The sequence below is a fragment of the Polynucleobacter necessarius genome, assembly GCF_900095205.1.
Classification (GTDB): Bacteria; Pseudomonadota; Gammaproteobacteria; order Burkholderiales; family Burkholderiaceae; genus Polynucleobacter; species Polynucleobacter necessarius_E.
Genome location: NZ_LT606951.1, coordinates 1,715,100 through 1,734,718, shown reverse-complemented (window position 1 = coordinate 1,734,718; position 19,619 = coordinate 1,715,100). Strand labels below are relative to the sequence as shown.

At 41.9% G+C, this 19,619-nt stretch carries 20 protein-coding genes and 2 pseudogenes; 17 read left to right on the top strand and 5 right to left on the bottom strand.

Features of this window, described 5'->3' with window-relative positions; translation table 11 throughout:
- Positions 1-11 precede the first annotated feature (11 nt).
- The gene (hemL, locus tag DXE37_RS09605) at positions 12-1,313 is read left to right on the top strand and encodes a glutamate-1-semialdehyde 2,1-aminomutase (protein WP_114637592.1); all 1,302 of its coding nucleotides are present in this window, start codon (positions 12-14) and stop codon (positions 1,311-1,313) included.
- An 11-nt stretch (positions 1,314-1,324) separates the two neighbouring features.
- Here hemL and DXE37_RS09600 read toward each other — a convergent pair whose 3' ends face one another.
- Together DXE37_RS09600 and DXE37_RS09595 are read right to left on the bottom strand one after the other, a co-directional pair.
- Complete coding sequence (locus tag DXE37_RS09600; RefSeq protein ID WP_114637333.1) at positions 1,325-2,164, bottom strand: symmetrical bis(5'-nucleosyl)-tetraphosphatase; 840 nt, start codon at positions 2,162-2,164, stop codon at positions 1,325-1,327.
- A gap of 58 nt (positions 2,165-2,222) precedes the next feature.
- Positions 2,223-3,697 (bottom strand): annotated as a pseudogene (locus DXE37_RS09595) (cryptochrome/photolyase family protein).
- A 234-nt stretch (positions 3,698-3,931) separates the two neighbouring features.
- Here DXE37_RS09595 and DXE37_RS09590 point away from each other — a divergent pair.
- The 8 genes from DXE37_RS09590 (at position 3,932) to DXE37_RS09555 (ending at position 10,148) form a co-directional block, all read left to right on the top strand.
- Complete coding sequence (locus DXE37_RS09590) at positions 3,932-4,582, top strand: YdcF family protein (RefSeq protein ID WP_231971315.1); 651 nt, start codon at positions 3,932-3,934, stop codon at positions 4,580-4,582.
- Positions 4,583-4,663: 81 nt separating this feature from the next.
- The gene (locus DXE37_RS09585) at positions 4,664-5,248 is read left to right on the top strand and encodes a YqgE/AlgH family protein (RefSeq protein WP_162786270.1); all 585 of its coding nucleotides are present in this window, start codon (positions 4,664-4,666) and stop codon (positions 5,246-5,248) included.
- Complete coding sequence (ruvX, locus tag DXE37_RS09580) at positions 5,241-5,654, top strand: Holliday junction resolvase RuvX (protein ID WP_114637330.1); 414 nt, start codon at positions 5,241-5,243, stop codon at positions 5,652-5,654. The genes DXE37_RS09585 and ruvX overlap by 8 nt, the downstream gene beginning before the upstream one ends.
- A gap of 44 nt (positions 5,655-5,698) precedes the next feature.
- On the top strand, positions 5,699-6,199 hold the full coding sequence (gene pyrR, locus DXE37_RS09575; protein WP_114637329.1) for a bifunctional pyr operon transcriptional regulator/uracil phosphoribosyltransferase PyrR: 501 nt from the start codon (positions 5,699-5,701) through the stop codon (positions 6,197-6,199).
- Positions 6,199-7,158, top strand: a complete 960-nt coding sequence (locus DXE37_RS09570) for an aspartate carbamoyltransferase catalytic subunit (RefSeq protein WP_114637328.1) — start codon at positions 6,199-6,201, stop codon at positions 7,156-7,158. The genes pyrR and DXE37_RS09570 overlap by 1 nt, the downstream gene beginning before the upstream one ends.
- Before the next feature lie 16 nt (positions 7,159-7,174).
- On the top strand, positions 7,175-8,518 hold the full coding sequence (locus DXE37_RS09565) for a glycosyltransferase family protein (RefSeq protein ID WP_114637591.1): 1,344 nt from the start codon (positions 7,175-7,177) through the stop codon (positions 8,516-8,518).
- Positions 8,519-8,526: 8 nt separating this feature from the next.
- Positions 8,527-9,429, top strand: a complete 903-nt coding sequence (locus tag DXE37_RS09560) for a DUF6492 family protein (protein WP_114637327.1) — start codon at positions 8,527-8,529, stop codon at positions 9,427-9,429.
- Complete coding sequence (locus DXE37_RS09555) at positions 9,429-10,148, top strand: glycosyltransferase family 25 protein (protein WP_114637326.1); 720 nt, start codon at positions 9,429-9,431, stop codon at positions 10,146-10,148. The genes DXE37_RS09560 and DXE37_RS09555 overlap by 1 nt, the downstream gene beginning before the upstream one ends.
- 15 nt (positions 10,149-10,163) lie before the next feature.
- Here DXE37_RS09555 and DXE37_RS09550 read toward each other — a convergent pair whose 3' ends face one another.
- Both DXE37_RS09550 and DXE37_RS09545 read right to left on the bottom strand, forming a co-directional pair.
- Entirely contained in the window at positions 10,164-11,222 is a 1,059-nt protein-coding gene (locus DXE37_RS09550) for a hypothetical protein (protein ID WP_114637325.1), read from the bottom strand.
- 3 nt (positions 11,223-11,225) lie between these two features.
- On the bottom strand, positions 11,226-12,116 hold the full coding sequence (locus tag DXE37_RS09545; RefSeq protein ID WP_231971314.1) for a glycosyltransferase family 10 domain-containing protein: 891 nt from the start codon (positions 12,114-12,116) through the stop codon (positions 11,226-11,228).
- 76 nt (positions 12,117-12,192) lie between these two features.
- On the opposite strand from DXE37_RS09545, the gene DXE37_RS09540 reads away from it, so the two are divergent.
- From DXE37_RS09540 to waaC, 8 genes and pseudogenes are all read left to right on the top strand, one after another.
- Positions 12,193-12,531 carry a glycosyltransferase family 2 protein gene (locus DXE37_RS09540; RefSeq protein WP_114637323.1) on the top strand — a complete coding sequence of 113 codons (339 nt, stop codon included), beginning with the start codon at positions 12,193-12,195 and terminating at the stop codon, positions 12,529-12,531.
- A complete protein-coding gene (locus DXE37_RS09535; RefSeq protein WP_114637322.1) occupies positions 12,492-12,830 on the top strand; it encodes a hypothetical protein in 339 nt (112 codons plus the stop codon). Before DXE37_RS09540 ends, DXE37_RS09535 begins: the two co-directional genes overlap by 40 nt.
- A 122-nt stretch (positions 12,831-12,952) precedes the next feature.
- A complete protein-coding gene (locus DXE37_RS09530; protein WP_114637321.1) occupies positions 12,953-14,323 on the top strand; it encodes an O-antigen ligase family protein in 1,371 nt (456 codons plus the stop codon).
- Positions 14,324-14,361: 38 nt separating this feature from the next.
- Complete coding sequence (gene rfbB, locus DXE37_RS09525) at positions 14,362-15,420, top strand: dTDP-glucose 4,6-dehydratase (protein ID WP_114637320.1); 1,059 nt, start codon at positions 14,362-14,364, stop codon at positions 15,418-15,420.
- A 6-nt stretch (positions 15,421-15,426) separates the two neighbouring features.
- A complete protein-coding gene (gene rfbD, locus DXE37_RS09520; RefSeq protein ID WP_114637319.1) occupies positions 15,427-16,380 on the top strand; it encodes a dTDP-4-dehydrorhamnose reductase in 954 nt (317 codons plus the stop codon).
- Positions 16,381-16,394: 14 nt separating this feature from the next.
- Positions 16,395-17,324, top strand: a pseudogene (rfbA, locus tag DXE37_RS09515) (glucose-1-phosphate thymidylyltransferase RfbA).
- Positions 17,325-17,326: 2 nt separating this feature from the next.
- Positions 17,327-17,887 (top strand): dTDP-4-dehydrorhamnose 3,5-epimerase, encoded by a 561-nt coding sequence (gene rfbC, locus DXE37_RS09510; protein WP_114637318.1) that lies wholly within the window; start codon positions 17,327-17,329, stop codon positions 17,885-17,887.
- A gap of 40 nt (positions 17,888-17,927) precedes the next feature.
- Positions 17,928-18,995, top strand: a complete 1,068-nt coding sequence (waaC, locus tag DXE37_RS09505) for a lipopolysaccharide heptosyltransferase I (protein ID WP_114637317.1) — start codon at positions 17,928-17,930, stop codon at positions 18,993-18,995.
- Positions 18,996-19,079: 84 nt separating this feature from the next.
- Here the strand turns inward: waaC and DXE37_RS09500 are convergent, their stop codons facing one another.
- Entirely contained in the window at positions 19,080-19,595 is a 516-nt protein-coding gene (locus DXE37_RS09500) for a TolC family protein (protein ID WP_231971313.1), read from the bottom strand.
- Between the last annotated feature and the right edge of the window lie 24 nt (positions 19,596-19,619).

Genomic DNA, 19,619 nt, shown 5'->3' with positions numbered 1-19,619 from the left:
CGAAAACAATGATGACTAAAGTAGATCAGAACGAAGTTTTATTCAGTCGCGCACAAAAGACGATTCCTGGGGGTGTGAATTCTCCAGTGCGTGCGTTTCGTCAAGTGGGCGGAATTCCCCGTTTTGTCTCGAAAGCCAAAGGCGCTTATTTTTGGGATGCCAACGATCAACATTATATTGATTTAATTATGTCATGGGGCCCGATGATTGTCGGACATGCCAATCCAGAAGTAGTGGCAGCTGTGCAGCAGGCCGCTGAAACCAGTTTTAGTTATGGCGCTCCTACGAAAGGGGAGATTGAGTTAGCTGAACGTGTATGCGCTTTAATGCCAAGCGTTGAGCAAGTGCGTATGGTATCTAGTGGAACAGAAGCAACAATGAGTGCCTTGCGCTTAGCAAGGGGTTATACAGGTCGCGATTTAATTATTAAATTTGAGGGCTGCTATCACGGACATGCCGATAGTCTCTTGGTCAAGGCTGGTTCGGGATTATTAACGTTTGCTGACTCTACCCAAAATGCACCATCATCGGGTGGCGTTCCTCAGGATTTAGTGAAACATACTTTAGTCTTGCCATATAACGACGTGGCAGCCATTGAAGAAGTCTTCAAAAATCAGGGCGACCAGATTGCTGCAGTCATCATAGAGCCAATTGCTGGCAATATGAATTTGATTAAGCCGTCAAAAGAGTTTTTAGCGGCCATTCGTAATCTGACAAGCAAGTATGGTAGTGTTCTAATTTATGACGAAGTAATGACGGGCTTTAGGGTTGCTTTAGGTGGTGCTCAATCTTTACAAGGCATTACTCCGGACCTGACTTGTCTAGGTAAGGTGATGGGGGGTGGTATGCCCATGGCCGCTTTTGGTGGCAAGAAAGAAATCATGTTTAAGCTGGCTCCGCTAGGAAACGTCTATCAAGCTGGGACTCTATCCGGTAACCCAGTAGCAGTGGCTGCAGGTTTAAAGACTCTCGAGATTATTTCTCGTGAAGGTTTTTATGAATGCTTATCTGGCCAAACGGATAAATTGATGGCCGGTTTAAAACAAGCCGCTGATGAGGCAGGAATACCATTTTCAGTAGATAGTGTTGGTGGCATGTTCGGTTTTTACTTTACTGACAAAATACCCACTTCTTACGAGGCGGTTACTCAAACCAATATTGAGGCATTTAAGAAATTCTTTCATCTCATGTTGGATGAGGGCGTTTATTTTGCGCCTTCTGCTTATGAGGCTGGATTTACTTCCATAGCGCATGACAACACAGTGATAAAGGTTATTGTTACTGCCGCCCAGAATTCATTTAAAAAGCTTTAAGAAATCGTAGCTTACATGCGAAGTGGGTGGTCATAGCCGCTCACTTGAATAAGCTCAAGTCGTTTGGAGTCTTTATTGGAACTGGATATCTCAAGCGCAGTTAATTTTCCACCCCAAACGCAGCCAGTATCTAATCCGACTACATTATGTTGGCGCAACAAGCCTAAGGTAGACCAGTGTCCAAAATAAGTCAAAATATCCTGAGTTTTTCTGCTGGGGACTTTGAACCATGGAATATAGCCTTTGGGACCTTGTTCTAGACCCTCTTTACTATCAAACTCCATATGTCCAGTCGGGGTGCAAAAACGTATTCTGGTTAATGCGTTTGTGATGACTCGTAAACGTTCATTTCCTTTGAGTGAGTTTTTCCACTGATTGGGAGTATTGCCGTACACATTCGCAAGAAACTCTTTGTAAGATTTTCCGCGTAATGCTTTTTCAACTTCTTGGGCGCACTCAATTGTTTGCTGAAGGTCCCATTGGGGTAGAGCGCCTGCATGAACAGCCAAGACGTTACCATTACTCAGTGCTAAAGGTCGATTACGTACCCAATGAATAAGTTCTTTTCTATCGGGCGCAGAAAGTATTGGTTCAATGGTATCCAGACCCTTAGTCTTGCGAAGGCCAGCGTCTATTGCAAGAAGATGGAGGTCATGATTTCCAAGAATGCATTCGGCACGACCCGCTTCTTGAAGGGATTTAAGTTGACGTAAAGCGCCTAGCGAGTCTGGCCCACGATTGACTAAATCACCAAAAAAAATCATTTTTGATTTTTTGGGGAGCTTCTTTAGGAGGGATTTAAGTGAGGGAGCGCATCCTTGCACATCCCCTACCGCATAGATCTTACTCATACCCTATATTAAATCGGATCTGTAGTTACCTTGTAATTTAGTTGGAAGCATCTGTTGGTTACGCAACTTTCTTAACGACGCTATAGCGTACCAAGGTATTTTTACGCGCATCATCATGATCCACCACAGGAAGTGGGTAGTCTCGACCAAGCGTAACGCCGGCTGCCTCAAGTTCAATATGCCCAGCCTTCCAAGGAGCATGGATCGATTTTTTGATAATTTTTCTAGATGAAGTAAGTAGCGCCGAATGAACTTTCCGTCAGAGTCAAACTTTTCTGATTGGGTAATGGGATTGAAGATCCGGAAATACGGTTGCGCATCGCATCCAGATGAAGAGGCCCATTGCCACCCTCCATTATTAGAAGATAATTCAAAGTCGTTTAAATGTTCGGCAAAATAAGCCTCGCCCCAACGCCAGTCAATACCGAGATCTTTAGTTAAAAAACTAGCAACCACCATGCGTAAGCGGTTATGCATATAACCACTTTGGTTTAGTTGGTGCATAGCCGCATCAACCAAGGGATAGCCGGTTTGACCTTTACGCCAGGCACTAAACAGTTTTTTGGCATTGGTGCCGGATTCCCAAACAATATTGCCATAGTCTGGTTTAAACGATACTCCACTAGCTAGTCGTGGATGATTAGCAAGAATCATGAAATAGAAATCTCGCCATATCAGTGCGCTTAACCAAATAGTTGCGCCCATGCTGCCAGCCAACATTCGGCAATGAGCATCTCGTACTAATCCTCTGATAGATAACATTCCAAAGCGTAAGTGGGTAGATAGATAGCTGACACCTTTAGTCGCAGGGAAATCCCTGCCAATTTGGTATTGATCAATGCGTGACAGAAAATCCTCCAAAAAGGCTTGACCACCTTCAGAACCAGGAGGCAAATAAGTCTCAATGCCAGTAGCGCAAAAGCCCATAGATTCGAGCGAGGGAAATGCTTGATGAACTTTTTTGGGAATGGCTGCTAATTGTCCTGGCTTAGGATTGCATTCGTATGCAGCTAGATCTTTTTCTTGGAGAGTTTTGAGCCAATTATTTTTGTAGGGGGTAAAGATAGAAAAGACGGTATTGGAATTAGTGAGAATTTCCTTCTTCTCAAAAATCACCTGATCTTTAAAGCTCTCAAAATGAATGCCCAACTCTTCGGGGGAGGTCTTAACCGTTGCATCCCTTTCTATTGCTGAAGGCTTATAGTCATGATTGGTAAAAACTGTTTCTACACCTAGTTCTTTAGCAATTTGAGGGGATGCACACTCGGTAGGCCTGCCAAAGCGAACAATAAGACCCCCTCCTTGTTTCTGGAGCTCCTGATTTATTGTTTTAAGCCTTGCCAAATGAAGTCCACTCGACGGATCATGCTTCAAACCTTCTGCATTTAGTTCGCCTTTCAGTAGTGGCTTAAGGATATCGGTATCAAAGATAAAGGCAAGCCAAACTTGCTCACTTTCTTGAAGGGCATGATGAAGTGCTGCATGGTCATACAGGCGGAGATCACGGCGGAGCCAAACGAGAGCTTTTTGCATAACCCCTATATTAGGGCTTATTTAAGGAGAATGCAGAGGGCGGATTAGTGTTAACAGTTAAGATCCTGAGGAAATATGGATACGAATTTTTTTATTTTGTCGAAAGTAGTGCAATTTTGTATTGAGCCTCTTAATTGGGCCCTGATCTTTGTCTTACTAGCACTATTTTTTTTATCTTTGCGAAAAATGTATCTTTGCAAGAGATTTTTAGTATTAGCTTTGCTAGATTTTGCATTGATTGGTTGGTTACCTGTTTCAGAATTTTTTCTTCGGGCACTTGAAAATTCTGCGCCAAAGACAGAAATTTCTATAGTGTCGAATAAAGATCTTGGGGGAATTATTGTCTTGGGAGGCTCAATAGAGGGCGGCGAAATTATTGTTGACCGTAATGAGGTTTCTTTGAGGTCTTCTGCAGAGAGAATTACCAAAGCTTTAGAAATGATTCGCAAAAACCCAAATCTTCCGTTCGTGTTTAGCGGCTTATCAGGCCTCATTAGCCCAACAGGAATTGCAGAGGCAGACGCATTTCGGCGGTTAATTCAAGAGCAGGGCTTGGGTGAGGAATTGGCGCATTATGAGAACCGCTCTCGAAATACCTATGAAAACGTCCTTTATTCAAAACCGATGATTCTGGAATTTGGGTCAAAAGAGGAATCTGGACAATTAAAGCCATGGTTATTGATTACCTCTGCAAGTCATATGTATCGTTCGATAAAAATATTCAAAAAACAAGGATTAGATGTTCTCCCTATGCCCGTGGACTATCAAACTGCGAATAGTCTTCAATGGACGATGTTTGATTTATTGGATGGCGCAAGCAACTGGAAGATCCTCACTCATGAAATTGTTGGCCTTTTTGCCTACTGGATTACCGGAAAAATCTAGATATTCTGTAAAATAGATGCCATGACCACGGCTAAAAAAGCACCTCCTGCTTCAGAACTAGCTTCTGCATCCGAGTCATCAATTTCTATGTCGGCAGATCATCTTGCTAACCAGTTTCTGGTGGCCATGCCTGGAATGGTTGACCCCAATTTTGCAGGATCCTTAATTTATCTTTTTGAGCATACCGAGAGAGGTGCAATGGGTTTGGTGGTTAATAGGCCCACTGAAGTGGATCTTGAGACACTTTTTGAGAAGATTGAGCTCAAGTTAGAAATTGCTCCATCATTAAAGCAACCAGTCTATTTTGGTGGTCCTGTACAGATTGAGCGTGGTTTTGTTTTGCATGAAACAGAGCCTGGCACCTCTTATAGCTCTTCCCTGATTATTCCAGGCGGTCTGACGATGACTGCATCCAAAGATGTGCTTGAAGCAGTCTCAATAGGAAGTGGCCCAAAACATTTTTTAATGACCCTGGGTTACGCAGGTTGGGGTGCTGGTCAGCTTGAGGAGGAAATTACACACAATGGCTGGATGAATGTTCCGCTTGCGCGGGAACAAATGAGCGACATCATTTTTAAGACCCCATTCAGTCAACGCTATGAAAGGGCTATCAGTCATCTTGGTTTTGACTTGTCTGACCTATCTGGTGAGGTTGGGCATGCATAAGTCATTAACTATGATGGCATTTGATTATGGTGCTCGCAGGGTGGGTGTTGCAGTTGGAAACTCAATGACTAGAGTGGGGCAGGCATTGAAGACGATTGCCGCACCTAGTAGCGATGCTCTTTTTAAAGAAATTGAATCCATATTAAAAGAGTGGCAACCAGATCAATTGGTGGTTGGTAGACCAATTCATCCAGATGGTGCTCCCCATGAAATGACTGCTAAGGCGGTTCGTTTCGGGAATCAGCTTCATGGCCGTTTTCATTTGCCAGTGCACTGGGTGGATGAGCGTTATTCTTCAGTTGTTTTAGAAGGGAATGCAGACATGCATGACAATCTAGATGCGCATTCTGCAGCAACCATTTTGGACCAATTTTTTGCAGAACAAAATATTAAGACTGCAAATTAAATAATTTATTAAAAATTGAAATTTCTTAGAGCCAAGAGCAGAGAATGAATGCTGAACAGTTGTACGAAAAATTAGTAGAGAATCTTCGCAAGAGATTGCATGAGGGCTCTTTTGAGCTAGCTGGGCTTGCTATGGGAGGAGCATGGGTTGCGGAACGGCTAGCTCGCGATCTCAAACTTTCACATTTTGGAATTATTAATGTAGCCTTTCATCGAGATGATTATGCCGAAAAAGGTATGACTGCTTTGCGTACTGCCAGCACAATGACTACACATTTACCTTTTGACGTCAACGGCGCTAATGTTATTTTGATTGATGATGTTCTCTTAACGGGTAGAACGGTTCGAGCAGCTCTAAATGAGTTATTCGATTTTGGTAGACCTGCACAAGTGGAGTTAATGGTCTTGGCTGATCGAGGAAATCGTGAATTACCTGTATCGGCGAATTTTGCAGGCGAGCGAGTAGAGGTTCCAGAGAATCAAATTCTTGTTTTAGAAAAAGATGCTGCTGGTAAGTTCAGCTTTCAGTTAGAGGAACGTGAATAATGAGTCAGCTAGTAAATCAATTTAATTCGGCTGGAGAGTTAACGCACCTTTTAACGCTTGAAGGACTCCCTAAGGAACAAATTCTTCATATTTTGGATACCGCTCAGCAATTTGTCAGCGTAACAGATCCTTCCCGAGAAGTGAAGAAGGTGCCTTTACTTCGAGGTAAAAGTGTTTTCAATCTTTTCTTTGAGAATTCCACTCGAACTAGAACTACCTTCGAGATAGCAGCTAAGCGTCTATCGGCTGATGTGATTAATTTAGATATATCTACATCATCTACCGCTAAAGGTGAAAGCCTTTTGGATACGATTGATAACTTAGTGGCAATGCAAGCAGACATATTTGTTGTTCGTCATAGTGTCTCTAGAGCGCCCATTGAAATTGCCAGTCATGTGCCAGCACATGTGCACGTAGTAAACGCAGGTGATGGCAGCCATCAACATCCCACTCAAGGCTTATTGGATATGTACACCATGCGGCATTTCAAGCAAAACTTCAAAGGCTTGAAGGTGGCGATAGTGGGAGACATTGTGAATAGTCGCGTTGCTAAATCCAATATTCATGCTCTGAGCACATTAGGATGTGAGGATATTAGAGCTATTGGCCCAGAAAGCTTATTATCAAGCGATTTAGATATGCTGGGTGTGAAGGTTTTTCATACCATGGAAGAGGGCTTAAAGGATGTGGATGTTGTAATGACCTTGCGCATTCAAAAAGAGCGCATGGAAGCAGGTCAGGTTCCTGAAGGCGAAGCATTCTTTAAGCAATATGGTTTAACTCCTAACCGTTTGGCCTTGGCAAACTCAGATGCGATTGTGATGCACCCTGGTCCAATGAATCGAGGTATTGAGATTGATTCTGCTGTAGCTGATGGTCCACAATCAGTTATCTTGAATCAAGTTACCTTTGGGATTGCTGTTCGTATGGCTGTGATGTCTATAGTTGCGGGTAACTAATCCATTTCTCGCTGCCATGTCGACAGATAAAGTAACTCGGAATCGATGGTTAATTCTGTCGCATGGTTTTAATATGGATGGACGCGCGTCAAGCCAAACCATCACCGATAAGATCCCTTATTTATTAGAAGCCGGCATTAAACCCACGGTCTTTAGCGCTATCACAGGCATCAAGGATCAGCGTTTCCCTCACAACCAATTTTTGGCTTGGGGTCCCGCCGCTTTCCGTTTTGACTTTCGTCATTGGATTGCTAATCAATACGGACGAGGATTCATCTACAAGCTTTTAACTAGAACCGTTTCAATTTTATTGGCCCCGCTAATTGGCTTGGAGAAACTGTGTTTGGGATATTCAAGTCAGTGGTCTTGGTCTATTCCAGCATTTATACATGGCTATAAGTTAATTTGTGCTGGCAAAATTGATATGGTGTATTCCACGGGCGGCGCTTGGTCTGCGCATTTAGCTGGTTTATGGTTAAAAAAGGCTACGGGAATTTCATGGATAGTAGAGATTCACGATCCTTTAGTTATTCGTAAAAGTCCAATTGATGAAGGCTCAGAAATGCCCAAGCAACGTGATGCCCGATTTAGGCATTATTTGGAGAGGCAAATTATTCGTTATGCTGATTTTGCGTGGTGGTTTACTGATGGCGCAGTACATTTTGCAAAAGCACGCAATCCTAATCTCAATAGCACAGGTAGCGCACAAGGCTTCATGGTTCTTCCTGGGGCCGAACCGCCGGGTGGGTTAAGTGCTGCTAAGAGACATCTTTACACCGATACATTAAATCTTTCGCACTCTGGTTCTTTGGCTAAAGATCGATCGCTTTCTACCATTTTGAATGCATTACAGGGGCTATTTAAAAAGTATCCCGAGGCGCGCGAAAAAATTCGAGTGCATGTATATGGTGCTGCGCTTGATTCGTTAACAGTAGACGCCATTACGAAGTTGGGGTATCAAGATGTATTGATTGCCCATGGCCGTCTTGAGATGGATCCAGCTAGTGGCAAGTCTGGGCGCGAAAGAGTAGTTGAAAAGATGCAAGAGGCAGATGTATTAATTTTGTTGCATGGTAATAATGAGTGGTGCGCTGAATACATTCCCTCCAAGTTCTATGAATATCTATGGACGGGGCGTCCAATTTGGGCAATTACACACCGCAATTCTCAGTTGGATGAAATGCTGTCAATGAGAGGCGGGTATTTAAGTCATGAAGGCGATAATATTGGTATTGAAATGGCTCTTGAGAGAATTTGGTTAGACTGGCAGGAGCAAAGGCTCATAGAGCCGAAGTGGCTTCCTCTAGGAGTTGACCAAGCAGTAGAGCAGATTCTGACTGAAATTAAATATAAACACTAGGGAGACCATTGAAAGACTTTGTTCTCTATTGCAAGTCCTACCGCAATGACTTTCTGCGCCTCAAAAGATTATTGATTTCCATTGATCAATTTAATGGAGACCATTTACCTTTTTATATTTCCACCCCTATTGCTGATAAAGAGTTATTAATAGAAACTTTTGGAGGACACGGTAATTACGAGTGGGTAGCTGATGAAGAAATCGTAGCGGCAAACCCACGATCATCAATGGTGAAGTATCAGGCTATGGCCGGTGGTTTATCTCAGGCAATTATCAAGTCCGAATTTTGGCGATTAGGCTTCGCAGAAAATTATCTATGTTTAGACTCAGACTGCGTATTCATTCGTCCGTTTAATCGTTCCGATTTTATGAATGCAAATGGTGAAGTCTTTACTGTGCTTCATCAAAATAAAGAATTTTTCCAACTAGCGCGCAATCGTGGAGAAAAAAAAGTTGAGCTCAACTTACGCGCTGAAGCACAACGCGTTCAGAAACTATTTGATAGATTGGGTCCAGAGTTTTATTGCGCTCCTGCTCCATTTATTTGGTCTGCAAAGGTTTGGGAATCGCTTGATCGGGAATATTTAAATCCCAAGGAGATTTCTCTTTGGGATTTGGTTACGCCCGATTACCCCGAAACACTCATTTATGGTGAAGCTTTACTCAAATACCAAGCTATCCCGCTCATCGCAATTGAGCCGCTGTTTAGGGTGTACCACTATGATTGGCAATATTATGTGCTCAAGCGCCTCGGAGAGACTGAGGAGAATCTGAAGTCTAATTATTTAGGCATTCTCTATCAGTCAAATTGGGAATCTCATTTGAACGCTGAAGGTGATCGTAAATCGTTCCCATCTCTTCTCTTAAGACGACTAAAAAGATTTTTACGTTACATACAGAGTTACATTTAATGTCTGATATTCAAGTTGTTGTGATTTCTTTAGCTGGTTCAGATGCTCGCCAAGAAAAGGTTAGAGCGGAATTGGATAAAACAAAATTTCAGTGGCATTTTTTAGATGCTGTTCGGGGCTCTGCTTTAACCAGTACTCCAGTCGAATACAAGCCTGAAAAGGTAAAGAGCTTGTTAGGATTTGAATTAACCCCCAATGAGCTTGGCTGTTTTTTATCTCATAAAAAAGCTTGGCAAGAGTGTGTTAATAAAAATGTTTCGACAATTATTTTTGAGGATGATTTTTGCTTACTCCCCCATTTTGAGGATGCCGTTCATTTTCTAATGAATGAAAGTCCTGGTTGGGATGCTGTAAGGCTGCAAGGTTTAAATAACGTTCCTCAAATGGAAATACAGAGTAATGGGGGCTTTGCTTTAGTGAGAAATATTGGTGATGCCGTGGGCGCAACCGCCTATCTGCTGAAGCCCGGCGCTGCCAAAATTCTTATTGAAGCTTCTGAAGATATTTATGAACCGCTAGATCACTTTTTAGAACACCGCCAAAAACATCACCTAGAGTTTGTAGCAATACGTCCTTACCCAGTGGATATTACTGGTGTTCAGACGACCATTGCAGATAGGCCGGGAAGGTTGCCAATTCGTGGCTGGGCTAAGGCAAAACGATCGATTTTGCGCACAGTTGACCGTTGGTTTTCTAAAAATCCTTGGTTTCCAAGATAAATTTTCAAGTCTGAGTTAGAGGTAGAGTTTTTTCTTTAGGTTACGTAGCTTACGTTCAAAGCGATATTTCTGAATGACTACGCGATCGAGGGGAGATATTTCTATATCAGATAAATTTTTTCCGTGAATGAAAACTTCTTCAAACTTGCGCATCACTTCTTTTGATGAAAAGTTTTTTGAATACGCATCCCAGTTTTTTTCAGTTTGTATTTTTCGATTAAAGTTTTGAAAAATGGTCGCAAGGTCTTTCTTGCCTCTATATAGGATGGCCTTATTACCCAATATTTCAATATGACTGCGTTGAGGCGATAATGCATAAGTAATTACTGGCTTTCCTTTGATGGAAAATTCGCCACAGGCTAGGCCAAAACTCTCACCAATTCCCCTTGCATGTAGCATGCCATCACAGGTATTTATAAACTTGACCTTATAAATGAGGTCTGAATTACCCGGTAAAAATAAGAGTCTATCGTGATGTGCAAAAAGCTCCAAATTCATAAATAGAAAGTAAAGATCAGATCGACTTTGGACAGCCTTCAGTACTTCAGATTTTACAAAATCCAGGTTAAAGCTATCGGACCCCCCGTACCATCCCAGTACAGTAGCATTTTCAGGAATGCTTAATTCAGAACGTAGATCCTCCTTTACTTCTGGTAATTCAATCATGTGAGGCACATATGGAATTTGATAGTTGGAGTATTCCTTAGAAAGATATTGTGAAACAAAAGCGTATTTATCCCCATGGAATTCTTCTGGTTTTGTAGGGAATACAGCATGAATCAAGGTTGGAGAGCTTTCGCAAATTGCGTCATCCCGCTCGCCTGACTTAATAAAGTAAGTTAAATCAACTTTTTCTTGCTCAACAAGGTGATTTAACTCTGCTTGGCCATTATAGGGATTAAGCTTAAATTGCTTGGAAAACTTTTCATGAACCGCTTGATTTACAAGATTGTTTTGCCGATAAAAGATAACGGATTCATTGCCTAGAATTTGTTGATTTTGATATGCGTAGTCATAGAGAGCAATCTCAGTGCCCCTGAGTGATAAGCCATTAGTGTGGAATCCGATCTTCATTGCCTACGAGCTAGCATCTTCCAAAACGCCTTTTACAAAATCCCTAAAAGGTAGGATGCTGGGTGATTCGAGTAAAAGGGCTTGAGAGGCGTAGCCTTCCAATAACCGAGAATTTTGGACAATTTCTTGAAAGAGGGAAAAATTGCACCAAGACATCGGCGCTAAATTGATGAAGGCATCGGGATTAAAGTCCACTCGAACGTTTTCATCTGTCCAGGTGATCGGTAAACAATCTGCAAAAAATGCTTCTGGAATTTTCTCTGTGTAGTAGCCTGGATACATGCCATTTTCTGGACATAGATTAAAGCCAAAGTCTTGCAAAACCTCTTGTTTTAAAAATCCACTCAAATGATGATTTTTAATATCCTGATTAAAGAACGCGCCAAAGCCCCTAACTGGAATCACTTTTTGCACGGCGTCAAATAATGTCTTACGTGGTTCACGGATGTGTGAGCTCAAGAATGCTGCAGCCTTCGGCTTTTCTAGATAATGAGTGCCCAGCGGTTGCATGAGACGTTCGATGCTCATCAGTTGCCCATAACGTGGGTTTTGGTTGCCGGTGATGCCTTCATGAGACCAATCAATCATTTCCATCCAGTAAGGCAGGCGGAAATGAGTTGGTAACGTGATATTTAGGTCAAAAGAAATGCTGTAATCAGCCGGAACGAAGTCATGGCGAAGATTTTCGGCGCTATGGAAAACCCTAAGGGGGGATACTTGCCTAGTTGGGGTTAAATTCAGAATTGAGCTAACCATGGGGCGTAATGCTTTGGGGCACCACTTTAATTTCTTGGAGTTTGGTTTGATAAAAGGCCCCAATATGAGCAAATCTGCTTGTGATGGGCTGACCCAAATTAGTTGATAACCAAGGTTTTGAGCGATAATTGGGAGCAAGCCATGTGAGTAATCACTGGGGCATCCGGCGGTTGAAATTCGTAGACTTCTCATGCCTTAATACTAATTTATTTTTATGCCAGAGCTTTTAGAGCCATATTCAGTAGTCATCACTACATTTGACAAACGATTCGATGCCTTTTTGGTGCCGCTACTTTCTCAAATTAAAGGTCAACGCCCAGATATTGAGGTCATTGTCATGATCAATGGTCCAGTCAAAGGGGCATTTGATGAGGCTTACCGCTCGAATATCTTGTCATATGTATCTCAGTTCCCCAAAGTCTTTCCAAGCTTTCAGTCATTAGCGAAGTTATGGAATCGGGGGGCGTTAACTGCAAGTCATGGTCGTGCTTTGATTTTGAATGACGATTTGGAATTGAAGTCAGAAAATGGGGGTGCTTTTTTGACCATTTAGAAGCAGCTATTGTTGCCCACCCTGGCACTTTCAAAATTAATGGCAGCTTTTCACATTTCATTTTGGATAAGCAAGAACTGGTTGAGGTTGGATTTTTTGATGAGCGATTGCTTGGTCTTGGCGAAGAGGATGGTGATTTTTATTGGCGCTTTTATAAAAAATATAAAAAAGAAATTCCTAGTGCAGATATGGATTTGATTGATAACATGCAATCTGATTTGGCGGACGATGGATACGTTAAAGGAATTAGGACTGCATCTAAGTTCAATCGTGACTTTTATTCAAAACCAAAAATATAAGACTACCCTATTGGGTGGATATCGAGGCATGTTTGATAAAAGAGTAAATCAGATAATTGAAGATGAAAAACAGTACCCCTATGAAAAGTTTTATCTAGATAATAAAGAGAGGCTTTAGATATATGACTAGCACGCATAATAAAAATTTTTTATTAAATTATTCCTCCTGGGCTTGCTTAATTTCTGTAATTGCCCTGTTAGTTATATGGGTGCTTCCAAATACAATTGCTTTAAGGCATCTACTGATGGCCTCAGGACTCATTAGCTCGCTGATAATTATATTCAAGACCCATTTTTTTCTAAATCGCAGGGTTTCAGATTTACTTCCATTGGCCTTAATTGCATCCCTTTTTGTCTGGGCAATAATTCATTTTTGTTTTTTTTCGCTCAACCCTGTCATAGAGCGACAGGAGTTAACTAGCCTCTGGGCTAGATCACTAACGGTTTCAATAATTGCAATAGCCTTAAGTATTTCCTTGAGATTATATGGACAATTACGACCATATTTTTTTATCTCGCTATTTGTGGTTTCTACAATTAATTTAAGTGCTTATCTTTATTTAAGTTATATAAATGGAGCATTTATATTGCCCATTGTATTTGTTGAGGCATTTGTTTTTAAGAAACTTGCGCCAGCTTTTTTTGGAGTGATTTCTATCTCTATTGCTTGTGCTAATCTTGTCTATTTATCATCAAAAAGATTTGATCAACAAACTTTTATCACCATATTTTTTTGGTTTTTAGGGATTGCTCTGGCTCTTATTTCGGCAGTTGTGGCAAATACAAAAAATGGTGTTGCCATATCCCTTGGTTTATGTTTATTGCTTTTACTAATTTATATCTACTCTGCCTTATTCCGCAAAAATGAGAGAAAGGGTGCGTTGTTTATACCCGTGGTATTTATGGCAATCCTTTTGTTTGGCGGTTGGAAAGTTCATACACATTTCGCTGCCAAGGGTTGGGAAACTCTAATTGAAGATATAAAGATTTCATCCAGGATTGATCAGCATAATTTTTGGCGATATAGCAGTAATTATTGGAATAAAGTTGTTACTGAAACATTTCCTGTTAATAGTGATGGTGCTCCGGTTGCTGGAAATACCTATTTAAGAATCGCTTGGGCTACTCAGGGCATTAAATTAATTGCTCAATATCCCATGGGATACGGCTCGATCAATCGTTCTTTTCTGGAGTTACTGAATCAAGCTCAGATTCAGCATGAATTGGAAAGTCAATCGCATAGCGGTTGGATCGATTTTGGTTTGGCATTTGGCATACCAGGACTGATTATTTTGCTTGCAATATTTGCTTGTATATTTTGGTATGGAATTAAAAATGGTGCCCAATTTGGATACATGGCAGTCTGGTTAATTTTGGGGCTAATTCCTTTTGGGCTAGTTGCTGAAATTTCCTACAAACATAATTTTGAAATTTTGATATTTTTTATCTCCTTTGCTGCTGCCTCTGTTTGCTCTATGTACAAGGAGAAGTAAAAGATAAGGGCAATAAAAGGATTGAATAGGGGAAATTAATGATTTTGGTAACAGGTGGCGCTGGTTTTATTGGCGGTAATTTTGTTTTAGATTGGCTTGCTAATCCTAGGGCAGAGGGCATTGTTAATCTTGACAAATTAACGTATGCCGGTAACTTGGCAACCCTTTCTTCTTTAGAACACGATATCCGCCATCAATTTGTGTATGGAGATATCGGTGACACGATTTTAGTAACTAAATTATTGCAAGAATATCAACCACGTGCCATAGTGAATTTTGCAGCAGAAAGCCATGTAGATCGCTCAATACATGGCCCAGCAGAATTCATACAAACTAATATCGTAGGAACCTTTAATTTATTGGAATGCGCAAGAGAGTATTGGAGTAATCTTAATGCTGACATGAAAAAATCCTTTCGTTTTCATCATGTCTCCACGGATGAAGTTTACGGTTCATTGACTCCTAGCGCATCTGCCTTCTCCGAAACCAACCCCTATGAGCCTAATAGCCCTTATTCTGCTTCCAAGGCAGCGTCTGACCACTTGGTGCGTGCATGGTTTCATACTTATGGATTCCCGGTAGTTACTACCAATTGTTCTAATAACTATGGCCCTTATCATTTTCCAGAAAAGCTTATTCCATTGGCGATATTAAATGCACTCAATGGCAAACCTTTGCCAATTTATGGCGATGGTCAGCAAATTCGTGATTGGTTATATGTGGGCGACCATTGTTCAGCAATTCGTGAAGTGCTTTCTCGTGGAAAGTTGGGTGAGACTTATAACATTGGTGGATGGAACGAGAAGGCGAACATTGATGTCGTCAAAGCTATTTGCCTGATATTGAATGAGTTGAAGCCTCGCTCGGATGGCCGCTCTTATGTCGAGCAAATTACGTTTGTTAGAGATCGTCCTGGCCATGATCGTCGCTATGCAATTGATGCGAGTAAAGTTGAGCGTGAGCTTGGTTGGCGTCCGGCTAAGACTTTTGATACCGGAATTCGAAAAACGGTGCAGTGGTATTTGGATAATCCAGTGTGGATTGAGGGTGTGGTCAGTGGCACGTATCGTGACTGGTTGCAAAAGCAATATAGCTAATAATCTATGAATATTCTGGTTTTTGGTAAAGATGGGCAATTAGGAAGGGCCTTTAGAAGTCTTTTCAATTCCCTTTCTGTGCCTAAAGTAGTCAATATTCAATATGTCGGTCGTGCTGAATGTGATGTGAGCGATTCCAAAGAGCTAGAAGTGTTGCTCATCAATAACAAACCTAATTTTATTATTAATGCATCAGCTTATACGGCGGTGGATAAAGCCGAATCCGAGGCGGACTTGGCATATGCTATCAATGCTAAGGTCCCTGAAATTATGGCTAGGTATGCCGTTCTACATGGCGCTACCTTATTACACTACTCCACAGATTGTGTTTTTGATGGCAGCAAAGATGGTTTCTATGTGGAAGGTGATACTCGCAATCCTTTGGGTGTCTATGGGAAGAGTAAGGCTGCTGGTGAAGAGGCCGTCGAGCGGGTATTTGCTGATACCCCAAATGGACAATTTGCAATATTTCGTACTAGCTGGGTTTATGGTAATGGGGGTAATTTCATTCGTACAATTTTGCGTTTAGCAAAAGAGCGCGAAGAGCTGAAAATTATTCATGACCAACTTGGTGTCCCCACTAGTGCTGATTGGCTTGCAAAAGTCAGTTTAGATTTGACTCTTGATAGCGCGTTCCATATCCAATCATTTATATCTGGTATTTACCATGCTGTTCCTGCTGGTGAGGCTACATGGTATGGGTTGGCTAGTTTAGTGGCTAGAGTTGCGTCTGATGACGGGATTGAGCTTAAGGTTAAGCCAGAATGTATTAGGCCTATTTTGGCTGTTGAATACCCTTTACCAGCATCCAGGCCAATGAATTCTCGAATGGACCACTCTAAACTGCGTAAAGCAATTGGGCGGCGAGGGGATATGTCAAAATTAGACTCATTTAACGGGCTATGGTCAATTGCTGTAGAGGATTACGTAAAAGCATTGACAAAGAATGAGCTTATCTAAAGGGTTTAAATAGTATGGCAGGAGATCGTAAAGGCATTATCTTGGCTGGCGGTTCTGGTACTCGTCTTTATCCAGTGACACAAGCGGTATCCAAACAATTGATGCCGGTTTATGACAAGCCGATGGTGTATTACCCGCTTTCGACTCTGATGTTAGCGGGTATCCGGGATATCTTATTAATTTCAACTCCGCATGACACACCTCGTTTTTCAGAGTTGCTAGGTGGTGGTTCTCAATGGGGTCTTAATATTGAATATTGTGTGCAGCCCTCACCAGACGGGTTGGCCCAAGCATTTACTTTTGGTAGAAACTTTGTTGGCAATCACCCCAGCGCCTTAGTACTTGGCGATAATATTTTTTATGGTCACGAACTAGTTGATCAATTAAATAGTGCTGATGACAGACAGGTTGGAGCCACAGTCTTTGCATATTATGTAAATGATCCTGAGCGTTATAGCGTAGTTGAATTTGATCAAGAGTACAAAGCCCTTTCAATCGAAGAAAAGCCTTTGAAGCCCCGCAGTAACTATGCAGTTACCGGACCTATATTTTTACGACAAACAGGTGTGTGATATAGCTTCTTCAATCAAGCCAAGTGCACGCGGGGAGCTAGAAATTACTGATGTTAATCGTATCTACCTTGAAAAAATGAGCTTAGTGTAGAGATCATGGGGCGAGGATTTGCTTGGTTAGATACTGGTACGCATGATTCTTTATTAGACGCCGCAGGTTTTATTGCAACTCTTCAAAAGCGACAAGGTTTAATGGTGGCATGTCCAGAAGAGATTGCCTATCGTCAAGGATGGATTAGTGCGGAGACTGTTCAAAAGGTTGCTTCGGAATTAAGCAAGAATAGTTATGGACAGTATTTAGCTAAGATTCTGAATGAATTAAATTCCTCAGCGCAGCTCATTACACTCTCGGCGAAAAAGTCTAGAAAGTAATTATGGGCCCAAAACTAACTATTTCCCCAACAACTATTCATGATGCGTTCATCGTGGAGCCAAAAGTATTTGGAGATGAACGCGGTTGGTTTACCGAATCATTTAATGCCAAAGATTTTTCAGAAGCTATAGGGCTAAATGTTGAGTTTGTACAAGATAACCATTCTTTTTCTCGCCAGTGGACATTGCGAGGACTGCATTATCAAATGGAGCACACTCAAGGTAAGTTGGTGAGAGTAGTTGCGGGGAGCGTATTTGATGTTGTGGTAGATATTCGTACAGACTCACCAACCTATGGAAAATGGGCGGGCGTTGAATTAAGTGCAGAAAATCACAAGCAGATGTGGATTCCGGAAAAATTAGCACATGGTTTTTTAGTGTTATCTGAGAACGCAGAATTTCTTTATAAAACTACTGAGTACTATCATCCTCAAAGTGAGGCTTGTTTTGCATGGAACGATGCATCGATTGATATTAAATGGCCATTGCCTGTTGGCATACAGCCCAACATGAATGCTAAGGATGCCGCAGGTTTGCCTTGGGGCGTCGCACCTAAGTTCTAAATCCAAACAGGTATCTCAGAAAAGATAAGATAATGCTCTCATGAGCGATGTACCTGCCAATATATTAAAAAATGTTTCCCTGAGACCAAAGATCTTATTGGTGAAGCTTTCATCATTGGGTGATGTGCTTCATAACTTACCTATTGTTTGGGATTTGCGTGCTCGACTGCCTGATGCTCAAATTGATTGGGTAATGGAGGAGGGGTACGTCAATTTACTAAGACCCCTGCTCACTAACGAAAACTTTAGAGGAATAGATCGCATCATTCCATTCGGTTTGCGTCGCTGGAAAAAGAATCTTTTTAAGTTGTCATCATGGAAAGAATTTTTTTCCTTTAAGCATCAGCTTCAAGCAAGTACCTATGACATCATTATTGAAACTCAAGGGCTTTTAAAGTCCGCCTTAGTTTGTGCGCTTGCGAATAAAGAAGCGCATACAGTCATTGCCGGGCTCGCGAATAAAACAGAATTTTCAGGTTATGAGCCCATCGCAAGATATTTTTATAGCCAGCCAGTGCAGGTACCAGTGCAATGTCACACAGTAGATCGATCGCGTTGGGTGATGTGCTCGGCTTTAGGTTGGCCACTCATCGATCGGGTAAGTGCCCCGCAGTTTTATCCCGAGAGTTATGTGGACTCTTTAGAAGTGGGTTCGTCAAAAGTGACTCAGACCATGAAGAAGCCGTATGTTTTGTGCTTTCATTCAACGGCTAGAGAAGCAAAGCGTTGGTCCAATGAAAATTGGATTAGTTTGGGCAAGGAGCTTGCTAGTAGAGGCTATCAGATAGTGCTTCCTTGGGGCAATGCGGAGGAGAAGTTAGTCAGCGCCTCGATCGCTGGTCAGATACCAGGTGCAATAGTACCCGACGCCTTTTCTATTGACGAAGCTTTTTCTATCATCAAGGGAGCATCTTTGACGGTGGGGGTTGATACGGGATTAACGCATCTTGCGGCGGTATTAAATAAACCTACTATTGAAATATACTGTGATTCACCTTTGTGGAAGACGGAGGGTTATTGGTCCAGCACTATTCGCAATGTAGGGGATATGAAAAATCCTCCAACAGTAGCTCATGTTTTGCAAGCTGCATCAGAATTACTGCTCTAACTTTTATTAAGTGGTGCTTAACGAAGTAAGGTATTTATCGTAATCAAGTCTTCATCTGTCAAAGCAGCTGCGTGCGCTTTGAGCTTAATGGTATTCAAAATAGGCTTGCGATACCCGCAAGATTAAATCTTGTTGGGCCGAGAAAAAACGCATATCGGCTAGTTTTGTACTCAGATCACCTTGTTTGAAAAGCTCTAGTGCCGCAATGTTAAAAACAGGCTGCGCTAAGGTGACTGTGTAACTTTTCTGATCAAAGACTCGAGAATTTCCAGAATTATTTGAAACCACGGTGCTGCCGGTACCATGTTGGTAGTATCTGGTGCCTCCAGGTGTTGCATTCGCTTGGGGCATTAACAGCGAAAATCCTTGCCAGTACAACTCTTTACTTGCTTGGTAGTTAAAGCGGGCAGCAGTTAAGATTGGAGCGCTAAAGGCAGCCTCTTGATAAAGCTGAATTAAATCGTTTAGTTGCTCTTTGTTTTCGCTAGTTTTATTGCCAATTAAATTGGGTGGTGCGGTAACAGCAGACACTGCGGGCTTAGTTGGTGTCGGCGCAATCAGTGGTGGCTGTTCTAGGCCAATCAGAGTAGATGCGCTCATTGGGGTCGGTAAAGCAGGCCTGCT